The following is a 17,621-nucleotide window of genomic DNA, read 5'->3' as shown; positions in this document are numbered from 1 at the left end:
TAGAAATATAAGGTAAAGGCTACAAGTAGTTATAGGTCAAAGCAACAATATGCGCAGTAGTGTAGTCATGAAAGTAAAGTAACTATAAGCACTTAGCCAATGTCTGTGCTACATTATACACGGACTAGATCATGCTCTTTCGCCCTTCGACCAAGACCAGATTTCGCAATGCCGCCATCGGAGCGGGCATCATAACGCTCGCCGCCGTCTCCGCATTCCCGGCTGCCGCTGAGCAAAAAACAACTCCGATCGCTACTTCAACCGATCAAGTCACCGTTGGGACTAACTGCCACGACTACAAACCCGGCGTGCTGATGGCAGATACCAAGTGCGAAATTCTCAAAGCCCGAGCCCTGGATGCACAGGGCAAAGCTCTTGATGCACAGGGTAAAGCGCTCGATGCTCAAGGCAGTACGCTCGCTGCTCAAAATGCCTGCATCGCGGAACTGGTCAGGTTCAAGAAAGGCGACCCCGACAAATTCAAATCCATGGGGTTCGGGACAATTACGCGCGATAACGCTTGCAGCCTTGCGAGCCGTCTTCCCAAGCAGAGCGCAAGCCTCCAACAATAGCTAGACGGTCGGCGCGGCTGGCTTCGCTTGCGCGACTTTTTTCTTCTCTTGAATAACTGCTGGTTTGTCCGATTGCTTGTTTTCGGCTGTCTTGACCGCCGGGGCCTTGGTCGAAGATTCCGCTGCCTTCGCAGGCGACGTTGCGCCCGTATCGTTCAATAGGTCTAAGTCCGCATCACCCGTTTTTGCTGCCGCGGCGTTTGATGCGATCTTGGTTGCGTTGTTTGCAACTTTGACCTCGTTGGACTCAATCTTCCTTTCATTCTTATCGGCTACGTGGGCCTTCAATTCTGTATCCTGCTTAAGCTTCTTATCGACTCTCGCCATTGCGGCGGCTGCAACAGGATCACGCTCAGCGGTCTGTTTTAATTCGGCGTAGTCTCTACGCGCCTTCGCGTCCTCCGGGTTTCGGCGATACGCTTCCGTAATTCGTACATTGGCGTCGACTTGCCGATCATTTTTCGGCGTTACCTGGGACAAGTCATTGCGCGTCGCCCTCTCGATCTCCTCGTGTTTGTTCATGTAGTCGTCGAGGCGTTCCGGCTTCTCCTTGCGCAACCGTTCTTGCGTCTTGGTATAGCGTTCCTGATCCGTCTTTAACGCCTCCTCAGCGCGCTTGCGGTGTTGGGCGGCTCCAGCCATGTCACCGCGATTCTCGCAATCCTTGGCTTGGTCTTCATGCTTGCGCGCCTGCTGCAAGGAACTGGCGCTGCCCTTCAAGCTTTCGACCGCCCACGGTGTGTCGCGTTGCAAGCGTGCCGTTGCCGCTGGATTGCTGTTCGCATCAAGCCCCAACTGTTTGTTGGTGTTGACGGCGGCGATGATCTGCTGCTCGCCAAAGCCCTGCGAGCGCAATTCGCTGAAGTGCGCGTAAGACAGCCCGACCGATGCAAAATGGCTGCTGGCGTAATTCTCGGGCTTGATGGATGCCAGGTCCGTTGTGCCCGAATGGCTCGTGCCGGAGCTGGCACCCGTACTATCGCCGCCGTCTCTCGCAGCCATAGCCATGTTACCTACGCGGCCAAACGGACCCACTCCCGCGTGTTGGACTTTAACATCGGCATTTGTACCCGCGCCATTGGGGCCCGTTTGCTTCTGTTGAAGTCTGGCTGTCTCGGCTTCGGAGTTGAGTATGGCTTCCACGCGTGGCGGCACTGCGCCGCCTTGTGCCATCGACCGACGCTCATCCGGCGTAAGCGATTGCAAGATGCGATCCACCGCATTCTGCATCGGTATGCCGAGCTTATCGAGTTGATGAACCTGAACGAGCACGCCGATCTTGGTCACGAGGGCGGCAGCGTTATCGTCGCCAAGTTCCGTACGCAGGGCGGTATAGGACAACGCGCCTCCACGCCGCTCACTCGGAAGGCCGAGGAAGTTGAAGCGCCGTGCAAGAAACGTGTCGCCGGTAGGCGTCTCGGTACTCATCCCGATGCTCCACCGAATGCACTATTCGCCTGGATGCTCTGCACCGTAGCGCGCACGGCGGCAGTATCAGGCAGCGTAATAGTTGGACCAGTAAAGGCCCCGCGAATGAAGTTGGTTACATCCTCGACCGGATCGCGCCAGACGGCACAAGTCGGCGCCTTGTCGTTGGCAAATTCTCGCTTCAGGCATTCCTCGGCCTTTTCGACGAGGAGACCATCGCCAAGGAGTGGCTTTTGGCAAACGGCTTCGCTGTATGCGATGAGGCGCATCATCGCGAGCACATCAAGGGCGTGGTCGAGAGCGAAGCTCGTCGTCCAGCAAGCTTTGACGTTATTTTGAAGAGCTAGTTTTAGAGTCTTTCGAGGGATATCCTTGAGCGCATAGCGCAAGACGTGTTCGGCTTCACCCGTTCCAAGATAGACATTCTTGTGAGCTGCGACGATTGCGACTTCTGGCAACGCCGTCACGAAGAAGCGGTCATACAGCGTGGCCGCTGGATGCCGTGTAATGGCGGATGAATGCGCCGGATCGATAGTCATGAATGGCTCTTCAAAATACACTTCAAAAATTTGTTCATCCAATCGTCTTCAAGAACAGCTCGATAAAAAACATGCGCCGGTCCGTCCAGAAAAGACGCGCGCGAAATCCCTTAAGTATTGAGAACGATTATACGGGGCGTATGGTTTTCGGTATCTTAATGTAATCTTCACAAAACCTTATTTTAACAGCCGTTTAACCACGTAAGACTATGATTGCATTTCGTTCACCACGCATGCCCCCGTCCATGCCTCCCAAAAGCACGCTTTTTTCCCCGGACGCCTCCTTTCGCCTGAAGCTTCGAAATCGCATCCGCAAAGCTCTGAAGGACGACGTCACCACCTTGCGCGTAAAGCAACGTCTCATCGCCCTCGATGCCTGGCTCGCAGGAAGTTCGGTCGAGGCTGCGGCTGAGATCGGGAATGTCTGCAAAAAGTCACTCGTGCGATGGCTCGCGATTGTCGAGCAACGAGGCCTTGAGCCTCTTCTTGATGCGCGTAAGCGTCGCGGCGATCTCAAGCCAGGTGGCATCAGTGCGGACGCCCTGCACGATCTTGCTGCCAAAGAAAGGAATCGCGCGACAGCGCGGCGGCTTCGTGCTTTGGCGTTGCTCGCGGAAGGAACGACAATCATTGACACCGCGCTGCGCGCCCGGAGTTCGCAGGAGTCGGTACGTGCCTGGCTGGCGCGGTTTCGGGACGGGGGACTTGCGGCCATGCAGGGCAGGCCCCCGCGCGGCCGCACGATCCGTCTTGGGCCGGAGCAGGTCAAGCAACTCGCGGCGGCTGTGCGTGCTCGGCCGGATTCCAGTTTGAGAGAGCTTTGCGGTTTTGTGCAGCGGCAATTTGGGGTCGGCTACGGAAAGGCGGGCCTGCGGCGGCTCTTGCGCAGCCTTGGATTCCGCCGAGAAGGCTTGCTGCTCGTTGACCGCGGCGCGGCCTTAACGACGCAATAGCCTGCCCGCAGGAGCGGTCCTGATGGTCGGTGAAGACTTAATTCCGAGCCAAGGGCTTGATTTCGCTCGAAACTGCGAGCGTGATTGCAAGTAATGTCAGCCCAGCGCGCGAGGCGGCGCGCACATATAATAAGGTCATGCTGGCCTACGAAGAACTTCATCAAACACACGCGCGTATTCACCGCGAGGCGCAGGAAGCCCAACGGATGGCGCACGAGCATCACGAAGGGGCTCGCGAAGCGCATGAACGTCACAAACGCAATCACGCGGCGTTCGATGCCATCAATCAACCGCCGCGCCCTGCAATGGGTTGGAGCCGTCGCCGTACGTGGCTGGATTCATTGCTAACGCTCGAATTCGACTAGCCGCCTCGGCGAGACTAGGCCACCGATTTCAAGTCTCAGCATCGCCCATCGGCGCAGCATTAAAAATGCTGGAGCGCCGGTTGCGGATCGGAGTTAATTGATTCAGATTGCTTCCGCTCATGGAGGCGCACATGGACTCTGAAATCACTCGACGGATGATTTTGGTTGGAACTGCCGCCGTCGCGGTGTCGGGTCTTGTGCGGCCAACCTTCGTGATTGCGTCAACTGCACCGCTGCCGCGACCCGCCCCATGGCCAGTCGATCTCAACGGGCTCTTCGGCGAGTATCTGTCATCGATCTTTCGAGTGGAGGTACGGAAGGATTGCCTCGTTTGGCATGGCGCGCCTCGGGGCGACGACTTTTTGGGTCCAGAGGGATACCGTATCTCTCCGGAACTGAGAAATGAATTGGCCGACTGTTTGCTGTTCGGAGATGTTATCTATTTCGTCGAAGAGACCGAACAAGAGTTTGGGGCGCTGGAGAAAAAGGTAACCCGCGTTATCCCCTGGAAGAGTCCGACGCCGGAATCGTTTGCGGCCGCGTACCTTCAGGGAAATTGATCTATAACTAGCTCGGCTTGCGTCTCGGACGGAGCTTAAGCGCGCGGAACCGTAAGCGCGCCCTTGAGCTCGATCTTGCTTTCCTGTCTCGAGATTTTTTCCAAGACTGGCTTTCCGTTAAGTGGTCGAGTGCGGCGTTGCGTTCGGCCTCCAGCGCCGCAATTGCAGCTACGAGCTGGTCATCCGATAGGTAGCGACGCTGCAAAGTCAGGTTCCATTACATCTCATTCAACGCTAGATGGGGCACTCCCGCCTGAAGACGACCATGATCTATGGACGTATGCGGACCGGATGAACTTGTGTTCGCCAACGCTGCTGACGAGCCCACCCCCACCTCGACGTCGTCCAATCTAACTCGTTGTAGTTTCACATGTTGAATCGCCCCTGGCTAAATCCCGAACTCAAACCTTGAATGCCACCTTGGGTTGTGACAGCATCCTAGCGCGCTACAATTTTCAAGGGAGTAGACATGAGGCTCTGGGTTCTTCTTTTGCTGTTATGCGGAGCATTCACTCGGAGTGCCCTTGCTGACGGCGCTGAAGAATACGTTCGCTTCAAGTGCGAACCAAAGCTAGGGCGAGCGTCCGTCGAAACATTGGTCGTGTATGACGATCCCGATGCTAACAACGGCGAAGAGAACAAAAATGGCGACATTCGCTTAGACAGCTCCATGACTGACGAGACGAGAAAGCAGCGCTGTCGTCTAGGGAACGACGTGATGGAAATTGCCATTTGGTATGACCCAATGAGGCCCAGAGATAACAACGTCGATGCAAGTATAAATGGGAAGCGCGTCACCAGCTTGAATTTCAATCCTGAACAGAAGTCGCTGTTCTCGGTAAGACGCGAGAACAAGAAGCTCTGGGTTTCAGTCTTAAACCCACCAATCTTTTCGAGAATTGGCGCCGAACCAAAAATCAAGACGTGGGAGTGGAAGTAGCTCTCACACCAAACAGAAGCCGGAGAAGGACGCATGTCATTTACCCCAGCTAGCACCCATGATTACATCGCTCATTTTGAGGGCGGCACTCTAAATCCGACGACCCCGTTCTACTATGAGCCTGCTAGCGGCGATGTCCCGGCCACGATCAATTTTGGCTACGGCTTGAATTTAACAAGCGCAGAAAAGGCCGCGATTGATGGCGACACGACTCTCAAAGACAGCATAAATGATTGGTTCAGCGCGCATGGCATCACCGTCACGGAGACGCAATGGGAAAGTTTTGCAACCGTCAATTCGAGTAACGGCACCACCATCGAGTCTTCGCTAAACAGTGGCTTGCCGCTGGATGGTCTCGGTAATCCGCAGGACTGGACCTCCACGGCGAATGACATGCTGGATAGCTTCGTCGACACCTACGTGGTCCCAACGCTTTTGATCAAGGTACCTAATTTGAGCGAGTTGCCATCTTCAACGCAAGGGGCGCTCATCGATATGTATTACCATAGCCCATCTTTACTAGGAGACGGTACATACGGGGCTGCTCGATCAAGCGATCTAGTAGGCATCGCCAACGAGTTGGCGTATGCAACTCAAAAAACTCCTGACTCCACCCATCCCGGCCTCGAACAACGCTACTTGGGTGACGCTCTACTTGCTCTTGGTATTGTGCCAACCTTCGATGGCAACAACAAGATAGTTAGTCTTGATGCGTCTGGCGCTGACGTTGACGACGTCGAACAATTCTTATCCGGCACGCTGGATCCTACGAATATGCTTGGATCCGGCAATATCTCGGCCCAAGACTACATCAGCTTGTGGGGCTCGTCCTCTGTTTCCCAGAGCTACGACAACATTGTTTCTCAGTGTGAGCAGTATCTTATTTCTAAGGGTAGCTACGTCGTACAGTCGGGTGATACCCCCATATCGATTGCAGCTGCAGTCAATTCGCAGAACGGTTTGTCGTCTTCAATCAGCGCGCTTGATCTAGAAGCGGCCAATGGCTTCTTCACGAAGAACGGATTCTCAGAAGGCGACACCATTTTCGTTCCGGTTGGCACCTCCGGCACGAATTACATCTTTCAGTTTCCGAATTCGCATCAAGCCGTCTTTGATCCTGTGTCGAGCCTTTGGTCGCTCTATGGGACAAGTGGCGACCTTCCAAACGGCGGAATTCCTTCCATCAACAGCTACCTGATGAACGCCTCGGACTGGTTTAGCCGCGTGCATACCGATCCGTTAGTGCTTGATCTCTCAACTGGCGCAACAGGTGTTGAGCTGACGTCTCTTGCGGCCTCCAGTGCATACTTCGATCTCGATAATTCGGGCTTTGCCGTGCACACGGGTTGGGTGGGTCCGACCACGGGCCTTTTGGTACGTGACAACAACAATAATGGAATCGTCGACAATATCACTGAGCTGTTCGGTAATTCCTCGATCGATGGCTTCACTGCACTAAAAGCGCTCGACAGCAACAACGATAACAAGATCACCTCCGCCGATAGCGGCTGGTCGAGCCTCAAAGTCTGGGTCGATGCAAACGGTGACGGCGTGACCGACAGCGGCGAACTGCAATCGCTCTCGGCGCTCGACATAACCGAGATCGCTTTGAACACGTCGGAGACTAGCCAGGAAGTAAACGGCAACCTCATCGGTGCAGTCGCTACTTTCAAACGGAGTGACGACAGCACCGGTCAAGTCGCGGAGGCGTTCTTCGACAACAACCAGATGGATTCCACCTTCGCGGGTTCCTATGATCTGGATCCCGAAGTGTTGCTCCTGCCCAATCTGCGTGGTTACGGCACGGTGCCCGATCTCTACATTGCCATGAGCATGGATTCTACGCTCAAGGGCATGGTGAGCGACCTAGTAAGTGCTGATCCGACGGATGTTGGAAATTTCGATGCTGAGGTAACCCAGATTATCTACCGTTGGACGGGCGTGGATGGCCTCGATCCTGTTGCCAGCCGCGGTGGCTATGTGAATGGACAGGATCTCGGCGCGCTCGAAGCGTTCATGGGGCAGCAATACCGCATTCTTGATCGAACGGGCTTGGTGACCGGTTGGGACCCAACAAATCCTGCCAATGCCCATCAAGGAACGAACCTTGAGGCTGCCTGGAGCATCGTTTTCAACATGATGAAGGCGCAGCTCCTCGTGCAGGGGCCGCTTGCTTCTTTGTTTGATGGCGTGAGCTTCGATTACAATAGCGGCGGCCTGACCGCGACGGACCTATCGACCGCCGCAACCAACCTCGTGAGCTCTTTGCCGGAAGATAGTGCCGCGGCGATAAAGCTTCTGGCCTACTACACGCCGCTTTTGAATGATGTTGCCGAGGCCGCGGGCGTCGCCAAGAGCGGCTACGATACCATTCTTCAGGATGCATTCGGCGATTTTGGCTTCAGCTTCAGCACGACGACAATCGATAATTTCTCGTCGTCCAATGCCTCGAATGCTCCACTGCAAAGCCTACAGGTGACCGGCAGCAGTGATCACATTCTTTACACCCTATCAGGCAACGGCGGCACGTATACGCAACCAGGCTATGGCGAAACGTTGACAGATAATTCGACTGGCAACGACTTGCTAGTCGCGGGTGATGGAAAGCAAGCTGGCCTCTACGCCAGCTCGGGCAACAATGTTCTGATCGCCGGAAACGGATTCAATGACTCTCTCTTTGCGGGCTCCGGCAACGACCTTCTCATCTCTGGTGATGGCGATGAAAACTATTTCTATGCCGGCACGGGCACGACTACCATTGTGGCCGGCAATGGCAACAATACCTTTTATGGCAACACGGGGACGATGATCCTTACCGCCGGAAGTGGCGATGATATCATCCAGTTGAACCACACGCTTGGCGCCGGGTCGTCGATATCAGGCGGCGATGGGACGGATACGCTGTTGCTCGAGCAGTCAGTTCAAGGGCAAGTCGACATTTCCAACACGGATATTTCCGGTATCGAGAATATAAAAGTCGTCCATGCGGTGATGACAGCGGATCAACTCGATGACGTCGCGTCTGTCGGCGGCTTGATCAGCACCGCACGCATCGATACGGCAAGCTCGGGAACGTACTCCCTCGCTGGCAAAGGCGATGATCGCATCGACCTGTTCGCCTACAACGACGACGTGACTCTCGTTGGCAATGATGCGGACAACGAGCAGATCTACGCCAACTGGGCGAGCAATGTGACGCTGACGGCCGGTGGCGGCAATAATGTTGTTATCAGTGCTGGAAGCGGGAGCGGGAATACCTATATCGGCGGTTCGGGCACAACAACGATTTCGTTCGATAACGCCCTGACGATGACGGGGACGATCGTCGGCGGCACCGGCACGACCACGCTCTTTGATTATAACAACTATTATCCCGTCGATATCACGGGAGCGAGCATTTCCGGGGTCAGCGGCTTAATTGTGAACCAGGCCAAGCTTACCGCTGGCCAGTTCAACGGCTTCGACTCAATCGCGGCCAATCTGCTGATCGCGAAGACTTCCGGAACCTATGACTTATCTGGCAAATCAACGGGTCGCATTGATCTGACTGCGGACACTAACTCAGGCGTCACCTTTATCGGCAATGACGCCAACGGCGAAATCCTGACCGCCAGCAGCAGCGGCAATGATACCCTTATCGGTGGCGACGGAAATGGTGTCTCTCTTTATGGTGGAGGTGGCACCAACACCCTCACGGCGGGCGATGGCGACTATGCGTCCCTTTACGCCGGAAGCGGCACAAGCACGCTGAACGGCGGTAACGGTGCTCACAACACCATCCACACAAGCAGCGGCACAGTCACCGTCAACGCTGGCGATGCCGATACGAATGTCATCGTCACGAACGGGCTGGGATCGGGCTCATCGATTACCGGCGGAAGCGGTGATAACACGCTCACCCTCGTAAACGACGCGGACATGCAGAGTGTTGGCATAACCGGCATCCAGCACCTCGTGGTCAATTCCGGCGCGTTCACCGAAGCGCAGTTCGATGCGTTCGACACGATCGCGGCTGTTGGAAGTTTCGGCCATTTGAATATCGGTACGGCCGGAACCTATTCGCTTGTTGGAAAAGGATCTGCCCGCATCGACATGGCTGCGTTTCACGACAACATCAATCTGATTGGCAACGATGCTGACAACGAGATACTGGCCGCCAATGGATCGAGTAACTGCACGTTCACGGCGGGCGGCGGCAACAATGTCTTCATCTACGGCGGAAGCGGGACTGGAAATACCTATACCGGAGGCTCCGGCACGACGACGATTTCGTTTGAAACGGCGTCGACTATTACGGGGACGATCGTCGGCGGGTCTGGCACGACAACGCTCTACGACTACACGTACTATTACAATGTCGATATGACCGGCGCGACTATTACCGGCGTAGACAATCTCGTGATCTTCCGAGCGAAACTCACGGCCGATCAATTCAACGGTTTCAGTTCAATCCAGGCCGATACGTTGTATTTAGAGACGGCCGGTACCTATTCCATGGCGGGCAAAGGAACTGCGCGCGCTGATCTAAAGGCCGATACCAATGCGGGCGTGACGCTCATCGGCAATGATGCAAATGGCGAGATTCTGACCGCCAGTGCAAGCGGAACAGATACCTTGACGGCGGGCGACGGCAACGGCGCCACGCTTTATGCCGGAGGCGGTACTAACACCTTGAATGGTGGCAATGGCACAACCAATACGATGTTCTTGAGCACGGGCAAGGTTACCGTCAATGCGGGAGATGCCAACACGGCCATCGTTGTGTCAAATACGCTTGGCTCGGGCTCGTCCATTACCGGCGGAAGCGGGGACAATACCCTCATCCTGATAAATGATACCGACATGCAGAGTGTCGGCATAACCGGCATTCAGCATCTTTTGGTCAATGCCGGCGCGTTTACCGAGGCTCAGTTCGATGCGTTCGATACGATTGAGGCGCTCAACAGTAGCTCGCACCTGAATCTTGGAACGACCGGCACGTATTCCCTAGCTGGAAAGGGAACGAGCCGGATCGACATGAATGCGTTTGTCGGAGGCATTACCCTTATCGGTAACAACGCCGACGGTGAATCGCTCAGCGCTTTCTTTAGCTCAGGAAGCGACGTGTTGACGGCGGGTAACGGCAATAACGTCTATCTCTATGGCAGTGCCTACGACGATACGCTGACTGCTGGTACGGGTACCGGCACGCTTCAGGGTGATGGCGGCAACGACACCTATAAATTTGGCTCCGGCTTCACGCAGGACACCGTCATCAACAACGGCGGCGGCTCTGCCAACGGCGAGATCGATTTCACGGCGCTCGCATCGACCGATCTCTGGTTCAAGCAAGTCGGCAACGATCTCGAAATCGATTCCATTGGCACATCGAACAAGGTCACTGTTGCGGGATGGTATAACAGCGCAAGCGCCAAGGTAGCGAGCGTCCACACCGACGACGGCCTCGTTCTGGACTCGCAGCTCGCGTCGCTTGTGTCCGCCATGGCGACCTATTCGGCGAATAACTCCGGCTTTGACCCGGCAACGGCCACTGCGATGCCGACCGACACGACGCTCCAGTCGGCACTCGCGTCTTCGTGGCATAGCTAGGAAAAGCGCACGTTTTTTTACTTTCATATCACCCGGCGTATAACGCCGGGTGATACTGAAGTTATTTTAGTGGTCCGATTATGTCGTCCGAAGCCCCCAGGCCACACAGCGGCCTTCATGCGTTCGTTATGCTCCTGCGCTTTCATGGCGTGGCCGCGGATGTTGCTCAGCTTCGTCATCAATACGGTGATGCGTTCGGCGCTTCGGAGATGCTGCGCGCGGCAAAGGCCTTCGGCGTCAAGTCCCGCGTGGTTGGCAGCACTTGGGAGAAGCTCGGCGGCGTACCATTGCCCGCCATTGGCGTCGCGCGCGATGGCGGCTTCTTCATTCTCGCGCAGATAAATGGCGACAAGGCCCTCGTTCAAATTCCGGGCATGGCGCAGCCGCAGCGCTTGTCACGCGATGAACTGAACGAATTGTGGACGGGTGAAGTCATCCTGATGGCCCGCCGCGCGGGATTGGACGAATTGGCGCGCCGGTTCGATGTGACGTGGTTCTTGCAGGCGATGCACAAGTACAGGCGCCTCCTCGGCGAGGTGCTGGTCGCATCGATGTTCCTGCAACTGTTCGGCCTCGTATCGCCGCTCTTCTTCCAGGTCGTGATCGACAAGGTGCTCGTGCACCGGGGCCTCACGACACTCGATGTCTTGATCATCGGTCTTGTGACGGTCTCGGTATTCGAGAGCATTCTTACGGCGCTTCGTACCTATATCTTCGCGCACACGACGAGCCGGATCGACGTCGAACTCGGCGCGCGGCTCTTCAAGCATCTGACGGCATTGCCGATTGCTTATTTCGAGGCGCGGCGCACGGGCGATAGCGTCGCGCGGGTTCGTGAACTTGAGAATATCCGTAACTTTCTGACAGGCTCGGCGCTCACTCTCGTCGTGGACCTGGTCTTCACCGTCATCTTCCTTGCCGTCATGGCGATGTACTCCCTGTTTTTGACGGCTATCGTTGTTTTCTCGATCCCGCTCTATGTCGGGATCTCCATGGCGGTGACACCGCTCTTCCGGCAGCGGCTCGATGAGAAATTCAATCGCGGAGCCGAAAACCAATCCTTCCTTGTTGAGAGCGTCACCGGTATCGAGACGCTGAAGGCCATGGCCGTCGAGCCCGCCATGCAGCGCCGTTGGGAGGAGCAGCTGGCCGGCTATGTAAAAGCGAGCTTCCGCGTCCTCAACCTCGGCAATTGGGCCAGCCAGTCGGTGCAGCTCGTGAGCAAGCTGGTAACGGCCGCCATCTTGTTCTTCGGTGCGCGGTCCGTCATGGACGGCGCGATGAGTGTGGGCGAACTTGTCGCCTTCAACATGCTGGCCGGGCGCGTCGCGCAGCCGGTGTTACGCCTTGCCCAGATTTGGCAGGACTTCCAGCAAACGCGGGTCTCGATCGCGCGTCTCGGCGACATTCTCAATTCCGCACCGGAGCCTCTGTTCACGCCGGGCCGTTCGGTACCGCCTGCGCTTCAGGGCGAAGTGTCCTTTGACCACGTTACCTTTCGCTATCGCCCGGATGGACCGGTCATCCTTCATGACGTTGATCTCGAAATTCCCGCCGGGCAGATGGTGGGCATCGTGGGTCCTTCCGGCTCCGGCAAGTCGACGCTGACGAAGCTGATCCAGAGTCTCTATCTGCCGGAAGCGGGACAGGTCTATGTCGACGGCGTGGACCTTCGTACCCTGGATGTCTCGTGGCTCCGCCGGCAGATCGGTGTCGTGCTGCAGGAAAACCTTCTGTTCAACCGCTCGGTTCGCGAAAACATTGCCCTTGTCGATCCCGGCATGCCCATGGAAGCCGTTGTGCAAGCGGCGCGACTTGCGGGCGCTCACGAATTCATTCTCGAACTGCCGCAAGGCTACGACACGGTGGTTGGCGAGCGCGGCGCAAGCCTTTCCGGTGGGCAGCGCCAGCGTATCGCCATCGCTCGCGCGCTCATAACTAACCCGCGTATCCTCATTCTCGATGAGGCGACCAGCGCGCTCGATTATGAGAGCGAACGTATCATCCATGACAATATGCGCCAGATTGCAAAGGGACGCACTGTCATCATCATTGCGCACCGGCTCTCCGCCGTGCGGCATTGCCATCGCATCCTAACCATCGAAAGGGGTCGGATTGTCGAGGACGGCACGCATGACGAGCTTGCCAATGCAAATGGCCGATATGCCACGCTCTTGCGCATGCAGGCGGCCTGACCATGATCGCAGACTGGCTCTCACGGAAATGGCAAGCTCTCGGCCCGGAGCCGCGCGCGGGCGCGGCTGAATTCCTGCCGGCGGCGCTTGAAATCATCGAGACGCCGCCTTCGCCCGCCGGCCGCATTCTGGCATGGACTTTAATGGCATTCTTCGCCATTGCGCTCCTGTGGGCATGCATCGGTTCAATCGACATTATCGCCATTGCCCAGGGACGCATTGTGCCTTCGGGCCGCACCAAGACCATCCAGCCCTTCGAAACCGGCGTGGTTCGTGCGATCCACGTGACGGATGGTCAGAGGGTTAGTGCTGGCGATGTCTTGATCGAGATCGACCCGACCCTCAATGCCGCCGATCGGGACCGTTTGAACGCGGAACTTACTCAAGCCCGCCTCGATGCCGCGCGGTTGCGCGCAATCGCAAAGGGCGATGCCGATCCATCCGCGGCCCTCGTCCTGCCGCAAGGAACGACCGAGGAGCAGGCCGATCTTCAGCGGCAATTGCTCCTTAGCCAGATGGCGGAGTTCAAGGCCAAGGTGCAGGGCCTCGACCGCCAGATTGCGCAGAGCGAGGGCAATCGGGCTGCCGTTCAATCCAGCATCCGTAAGCTCGAAAAATCCATCCCGCTTCTTGAACAGCGTGTCGCGATGCGAAAGACGTTGGAGAAGAAGGGCTGGGAATCCCACATGAACGTACTCACGATCGAGCAGGATCTCGTCGAGCACGAGCAAGAGCTGGAAGTCCAGAAGGGCCGTCTCATCGAGGCGACCGAAGCCGGTGCCGCACTTACCGAGCAACGTCGTCAGGCTGAGGCTGAGTTCAAGAAAAAGACCTTGGACGATTTGGCTGAGGCGGAGAAGAAGACGGCCAGCCTGTCACAACAGCTCGTCCAGGCAGCCAAGAAACTGAAACTGCAAACGTTGACCGCCCCCGTCGATGGAACGGTGCAGCAGCTTGCCGTCCATACGGAAGGCGGGGTGGTGACACCGGCTCAAGCGCTGCTCGCTATCGTGCCTGTTGAATCCGGGCTAGAGATCGAGGCAAACATCTCGAACCGGGACATCGGTTTCGTTCATGCGGGCGAGGCTGCGGCCATAAAGGTCGATACCTTCAACTTCACCAAATACGGTTTGCTTTCGGGTCGCGTGGTCTCGGTTTCGCAAGATTCCGTGGCCCGCAATCGCCCTGCCACCGAAGGTGACAAGACTGCCGCGAGCGGCGCCGAAAGCGACAGCAGCGAGCCCAAGGGGCAGGAGCTTGTTTACACGGCAAGGATTGCCCTCGATCAGACGCAAATGCCCGTCGACGGAAGAATGGTGAACCTCACGCCCGGTATGGCGGTCACGGCGGAGATTAAGACCGGACGGCGCAAGATCATCGACTATCTGCTCTCGCCATTGGCGCGCCATGGCCAGCAGGCCATGCGGGAACGCTAGAGCGGCAAGGCCTTCCGATGAAATATCTTCTGGCTTTGGCATTGGCGATGTTGTTCACTGCGCGCCCGGCGTTCGCCGAGACGCTAGAGCAGGCGTTGGTGCAGGCTTATCAAAACAACCCCTCGCTGGAGGCGGCCCGGGCCAAATTACGCGCAACCGACGAAGAAGTATCACAAGCACTGAGCCACTATCGCCCGACGGTGGATGCGAATGCGCAGGCGGGGCGAACCTTTCAGGATATTCCGGCACTAGCTGGTTCCTCCTGGGCGGGCAACACCCGTGGGCTTGGCGTGCAGCTTACGCAGCCGCTCTTTCGTTTCAGGACATTGGCGGAAGTGGAAGAAGCGGAGAAGGGGGTGAGAGCGGAACGTGCCAACCTTCAAACCAGCGAGCAACAGCTCTTCCTCGATACCGCGACCGCCTATCTCGACATCCTGCGCGATGAATCCATTCTCGCCATCAACCAGCAAAATCAGGAACTACTTTCCCAGAAGCTCCAGGAGACAAGCGATCGCGCCAGATACGGCGACCTGACCGATACCGATGTGGAGCAAGCCAAGTCGCGTCTCGCACGGGCCCGTGTGCGGTGCCTTGAAAGCGAGAACCAACTCGCCACCGACAAAGCGGCTTATGCCCGGCTGGTAGGTCGCGCACCGGGCCGCTTGGAGGCGCCGGCCCTGAGCATGGCATCAGCTCATACGGTCGAAGAAATGCTTCACCGCGCCGAAAGCGAGAACCCGGCCGTCGTCGCAGCCCGCTTTCGGGTTGAGGCGGCAGATGCCGATGTCGATGCCAACAAGGGCAGCCTTCTTCCGGAGGTCAATCTCGTCGGCAATGCCTCCCGCAATTGGGATCAGAGCAGCACCATCCCCGGCCGTGGAGATACGGCGCAAGTGCTCGTCCAGTTGACGATGCCGCTCTACCGGGCCGGCGCAGATTATTCGCGTATCCGGGCCGCGCAAGAGACCAACACGCAGCGCCGGATGGAAATGGCAGACACTCAACACCGGGCTCATGAAGCCGCGGCCAACGCATGGCAAACGCTTACGATGTCTGAAGCCGCCATGACCTCTGATCGCCTTGAAATAGCTGCGGCTGGACGGGCACTGGAAGGCGTTAGAGAACAATCCCGGGTTGGCACGCGCACGATGCTCGATGTTCTGAACGCTCAGGAGGAATGGCTGGACGCCAAGGTCGATCTTGCCCGGGCCGAGCATGATCATGCCCTGTCGATCCTCCAACTCCGCGGTGCCACGGGACAACTCACAGCGGACGCCTTGAAACTGCCCGTAGATGTCTATGATCCAGAACGGCATTACAATGAAGTGCGGGATGCGTGGGTCGGCTTTTAGCCAACGCCTGTAGATTCTGGCTACCTCCTTGGGATATCGTTCTTGAGCCTCAGCTCAATAAATCTCCGGCCAGTTTTCGGGCGTTTCCGTCGTTGCTGCGGCGGTACCTTCCGTGGTTTCGCGCCGCTCCCAGTTTCACGCTTGCGAAGCGCTGCTAGCGTGGCTTCCCGTTCGGCGTGAAGGGTAGCAAGAACGGCCGCAAGCTCCTCGGGCCGTGACGAGCGCCGCGCTTCGGCCAAACGCGCAGCGAATTCCGCAAGAATGGCTCCCCAAGACGAGTGATAGTTGCGGCTTCGACGGCCATGAACTCGTACTGCAAGCACGCGCACTCGGCGGTCGGGATATAGGCTCCCTGTATGCACCCGAACCAAGGATCGGACGGATGTCCGAGGTGAGCGTTTGATCCTGGGTGCCCGCGAGACGATTTGTAGAGAAACCTCGCGATTGGCCTCCGCAAATTGCGCCGGCAAGGAAAGTGCAGGAGCAACCGGCCGCTCCGCTCTTGCCTCTCTAACCGATGGCAACGCTTCTAGTGAGAGACCTTTCAGCTTCTGCCGAACGTCGTTCACAGTCGCGCCTTGAATCCGACGTGCGAGTGAATGAACTTCGCCGTGACTGTCGATGATCACAAAGACGCGGCGATCGCCACGTGCCAGCGTATATCCTGCTGCCGCCAATCTGGCCTGAAGCTCCTCCGGATTTGCCGAGGCATCCCAAATCGCCGTGACTTCCTTGCTCACCGAAGCCGGATTTCGTCCCGAGCGCTCCTGTTGACGCAGCTCGTAATCTTCCACACCGCGTGGTGCTCGAGCCCGCCGCGCGCGAGAATTGGGGACGGGGCGGTGACCGAACATTGCTTCAAGCTCGCGGGACGCCTGCTCGTGCAGCCGGTAGTTCCAGGAATAGGAGATTGCATTGCCGGTCTCGGCCTCGATCCGTGACCAGACGACATGGATGTGCTCACGATCCTTCTTTCGGTGCACGACCACGACGCGGGGCTGGCCATGCAACCCAAGCCGTTCTTCCAGATGATCGACCGCTTGCGTGATCTGCTCGCCCTTTAAGGGCGTCGTCGCCTCCGGGCTGATCGAAGCATGATAGAGGGGGCGATCGGAGCGCGCGGCCTTTCCTCGTGCTTCCATTTCGAAAAGGGCGCCTTCAACGTCTTGCGCGAGGGTGCCCCGGCATTCGACGAGCTGGATGGCCTCGTTCTGGTCGGCTCGCAAGAGATGAGACGCGAGTTGTTTGGCACGACCGCGTGCCTGGCCCTTGATGATCATGGAACGTCAGGACGCTTGCCGAGTGCCCGGAGAAGCTGCGGTCGGAGCGAGCGAAGTTCGGTGAGGCTGCGGGCGAGATCCCGCTCCATGAACGGCGGCAAGGCGTCCGCGGCGCGTGCGCTCAGCATGCAGGATACCGCGCGTATCGTCGAAGCAATCCCGCCCAGCCGGTCGAGAACGGATACCAATAGCGAAATGTCGACCGTTGGCCGGCGCGCCGCACGCAGCGGTTTGGCGCCAAGAAGGGCATGCCGGGCATAGGCCGAAAGCGTAATACCGCTACGGGTCGCGGCGGCCTCGACCGCAAGGCGCTCGGATAGAGAGACGCGGATGGTGATACGGAAGCGGCGTTGCCGCCCGTCGCTCGGGTTCATGCGGTCCTTGTCGGTCAAGTACCCCAGCTTCAAACCGG

At 57.4% G+C, this 17,621-nt stretch carries 13 protein-coding genes; 9 read left to right on the top strand and 4 right to left on the bottom strand.

The genetic code is table 11. The annotated features are described in order from the left end of the window. Nucleotides 1–131: 131 nt before the first annotated feature. Nucleotides 132–572, top strand: coding sequence for a hypothetical protein (locus NLM32_RS40415; RefSeq protein WP_254134228.1), 441 nt, complete (start codon nt 132–134; stop codon nt 570–572). Here NLM32_RS40415 and NLM32_RS40410 read toward each other — a convergent pair whose 3' ends face one another. Then, the gene (locus NLM32_RS40410; RefSeq protein ID WP_254134227.1) at nt 573–2,000 is read right to left on the bottom strand and encodes a hypothetical protein; all 1,428 of its coding nucleotides are present in this window, start codon (nt 1,998–2,000) and stop codon (nt 573–575) included. Next, on the bottom strand, nt 1,997–2,581 hold the full coding sequence (locus NLM32_RS40405) for a hypothetical protein (RefSeq protein ID WP_254134226.1): 585 nt from the start codon (nt 2,579–2,581) through the stop codon (nt 1,997–1,999). The genes NLM32_RS40410 and NLM32_RS40405 overlap by 4 nt, the downstream gene beginning before the upstream one ends. A gap of 203 nt (nt 2,582–2,784) precedes the next feature. Between NLM32_RS40405 and NLM32_RS40400 the strand changes: the two genes are divergently transcribed. From NLM32_RS40400 to NLM32_RS40365, 8 genes are all read left to right on the top strand, one after another. Then, the gene (locus NLM32_RS40400; RefSeq protein ID WP_254134225.1) at nt 2,785–3,492 is read left to right on the top strand and encodes a helix-turn-helix domain-containing protein; all 708 of its coding nucleotides are present in this window, start codon (nt 2,785–2,787) and stop codon (nt 3,490–3,492) included. A 56-nt stretch (nt 3,493–3,548) separates the two neighbouring features. Then, nucleotides 3,549–3,857, top strand: a complete 309-nt coding sequence (locus tag NLM32_RS40395) for a hypothetical protein (protein WP_254134224.1) — start codon at nt 3,549–3,551, stop codon at nt 3,855–3,857. Between the two features lie 131 nt (nt 3,858–3,988). Continuing rightward, nucleotides 3,989–4,417 (top strand): hypothetical protein, encoded by a 429-nt coding sequence (locus NLM32_RS40390; protein WP_254134223.1) that lies wholly within the window; start codon nt 3,989–3,991, stop codon nt 4,415–4,417. 469 nt (nt 4,418–4,886) lie between these two features. Beyond that, on the top strand, nt 4,887–5,357 hold the full coding sequence (locus tag NLM32_RS40385) for a hypothetical protein (protein WP_254134222.1): 471 nt from the start codon (nt 4,887–4,889) through the stop codon (nt 5,355–5,357). A gap of 33 nt (nt 5,358–5,390) precedes the next feature. After that, on the top strand, nt 5,391–10,946 hold the full coding sequence (locus NLM32_RS40380; protein WP_254134221.1) for a calcium-binding protein: 5,556 nt from the start codon (nt 5,391–5,393) through the stop codon (nt 10,944–10,946). Nucleotides 10,947–11,026: 80 nt separating this feature from the next. Then, a complete protein-coding gene (locus NLM32_RS40375) occupies nt 11,027–13,141 on the top strand; it encodes a type I secretion system permease/ATPase (RefSeq protein ID WP_254134220.1) in 2,115 nt (704 codons plus the stop codon). Between the two features lie 2 nt (nt 13,142–13,143). Continuing rightward, the gene (locus tag NLM32_RS40370) at nt 13,144–14,577 is read left to right on the top strand and encodes an HlyD family type I secretion periplasmic adaptor subunit (protein ID WP_254134219.1); all 1,434 of its coding nucleotides are present in this window, start codon (nt 13,144–13,146) and stop codon (nt 14,575–14,577) included. A 17-nt stretch (nt 14,578–14,594) separates the two neighbouring features. After that, complete coding sequence (locus NLM32_RS40365) at nt 14,595–15,929, top strand: TolC family outer membrane protein (RefSeq protein WP_254134218.1); 1,335 nt, start codon at nt 14,595–14,597, stop codon at nt 15,927–15,929. Nucleotides 15,930–15,949: 20 nt separating this feature from the next. Here the strand turns inward: NLM32_RS40365 and NLM32_RS40360 are convergent, their stop codons facing one another. Continuing rightward, nucleotides 15,950–17,209 carry a relaxase/mobilization nuclease domain-containing protein gene (locus tag NLM32_RS40360; RefSeq protein ID WP_254134217.1) on the bottom strand — a complete coding sequence of 420 codons (1,260 nt, stop codon included), beginning with the start codon at nt 17,207–17,209 and terminating at the stop codon, nt 15,950–15,952. Continuing rightward, entirely contained in the window at nt 17,206–17,601 is a 396-nt protein-coding gene (locus tag NLM32_RS40355; protein ID WP_254134216.1) for a hypothetical protein, read from the bottom strand. The genes NLM32_RS40360 and NLM32_RS40355 overlap by 4 nt, the downstream gene beginning before the upstream one ends. Nucleotides 17,602–17,621: the final 20 nt, after the last annotated feature.

The organism is Bradyrhizobium sp. CCGUVB14 (assembly GCF_024199935.1).
In the GTDB taxonomy this organism is placed as follows: Bacteria; Pseudomonadota; Alphaproteobacteria; order Rhizobiales; family Xanthobacteraceae; genus Bradyrhizobium.
This window is presented reverse-complemented; position numbering and strand designations above follow the sequence as displayed.

Bases quoted from the DNA above. Each gene is read 5' to 3' on its own strand.
- NLM32_RS40415 (WP_254134228.1), top strand. From the start codon at position 132: ATGCTCTTTCGCCCTTCGACCAAGACCAGATTTCGCAATGCCGCCATC.
- NLM32_RS40410 (WP_254134227.1), bottom strand. From the start codon at position 2,000: ATGAGTACCGAGACGCCTACCGGCGACACGTTTCTTGCACGGCGCTTC.
- NLM32_RS40400 (WP_254134225.1), top strand. From the start codon at position 2,785: ATGCCTCCCAAAAGCACGCTTTTTTCCCCGGACGCCTCCTTTCGCCTG.
- NLM32_RS40390 (WP_254134223.1), top strand. From the start codon at position 3,989: ATGGACTCTGAAATCACTCGACGGATGATTTTGGTTGGAACTGCCGCC.
- NLM32_RS40385 (WP_254134222.1), top strand. From the start codon at position 4,887: ATGAGGCTCTGGGTTCTTCTTTTGCTGTTATGCGGAGCATTCACTCGG.
- NLM32_RS40380 (WP_254134221.1), top strand. From the start codon at position 5,391: ATGTCATTTACCCCAGCTAGCACCCATGATTACATCGCTCATTTTGAG.
- NLM32_RS40375 (WP_254134220.1), top strand. From the start codon at position 11,027: ATGTCGTCCGAAGCCCCCAGGCCACACAGCGGCCTTCATGCGTTCGTT.
- NLM32_RS40370 (WP_254134219.1), top strand. From the start codon at position 13,144: ATGATCGCAGACTGGCTCTCACGGAAATGGCAAGCTCTCGGCCCGGAG.
- NLM32_RS40365 (WP_254134218.1), top strand. From the start codon at position 14,595: ATGAAATATCTTCTGGCTTTGGCATTGGCGATGTTGTTCACTGCGCGC.
- NLM32_RS40360 (WP_254134217.1), bottom strand. From the start codon at position 17,209: ATGATCATCAAGGGCCAGGCACGCGGTCGTGCCAAACAACTCGCGTCT.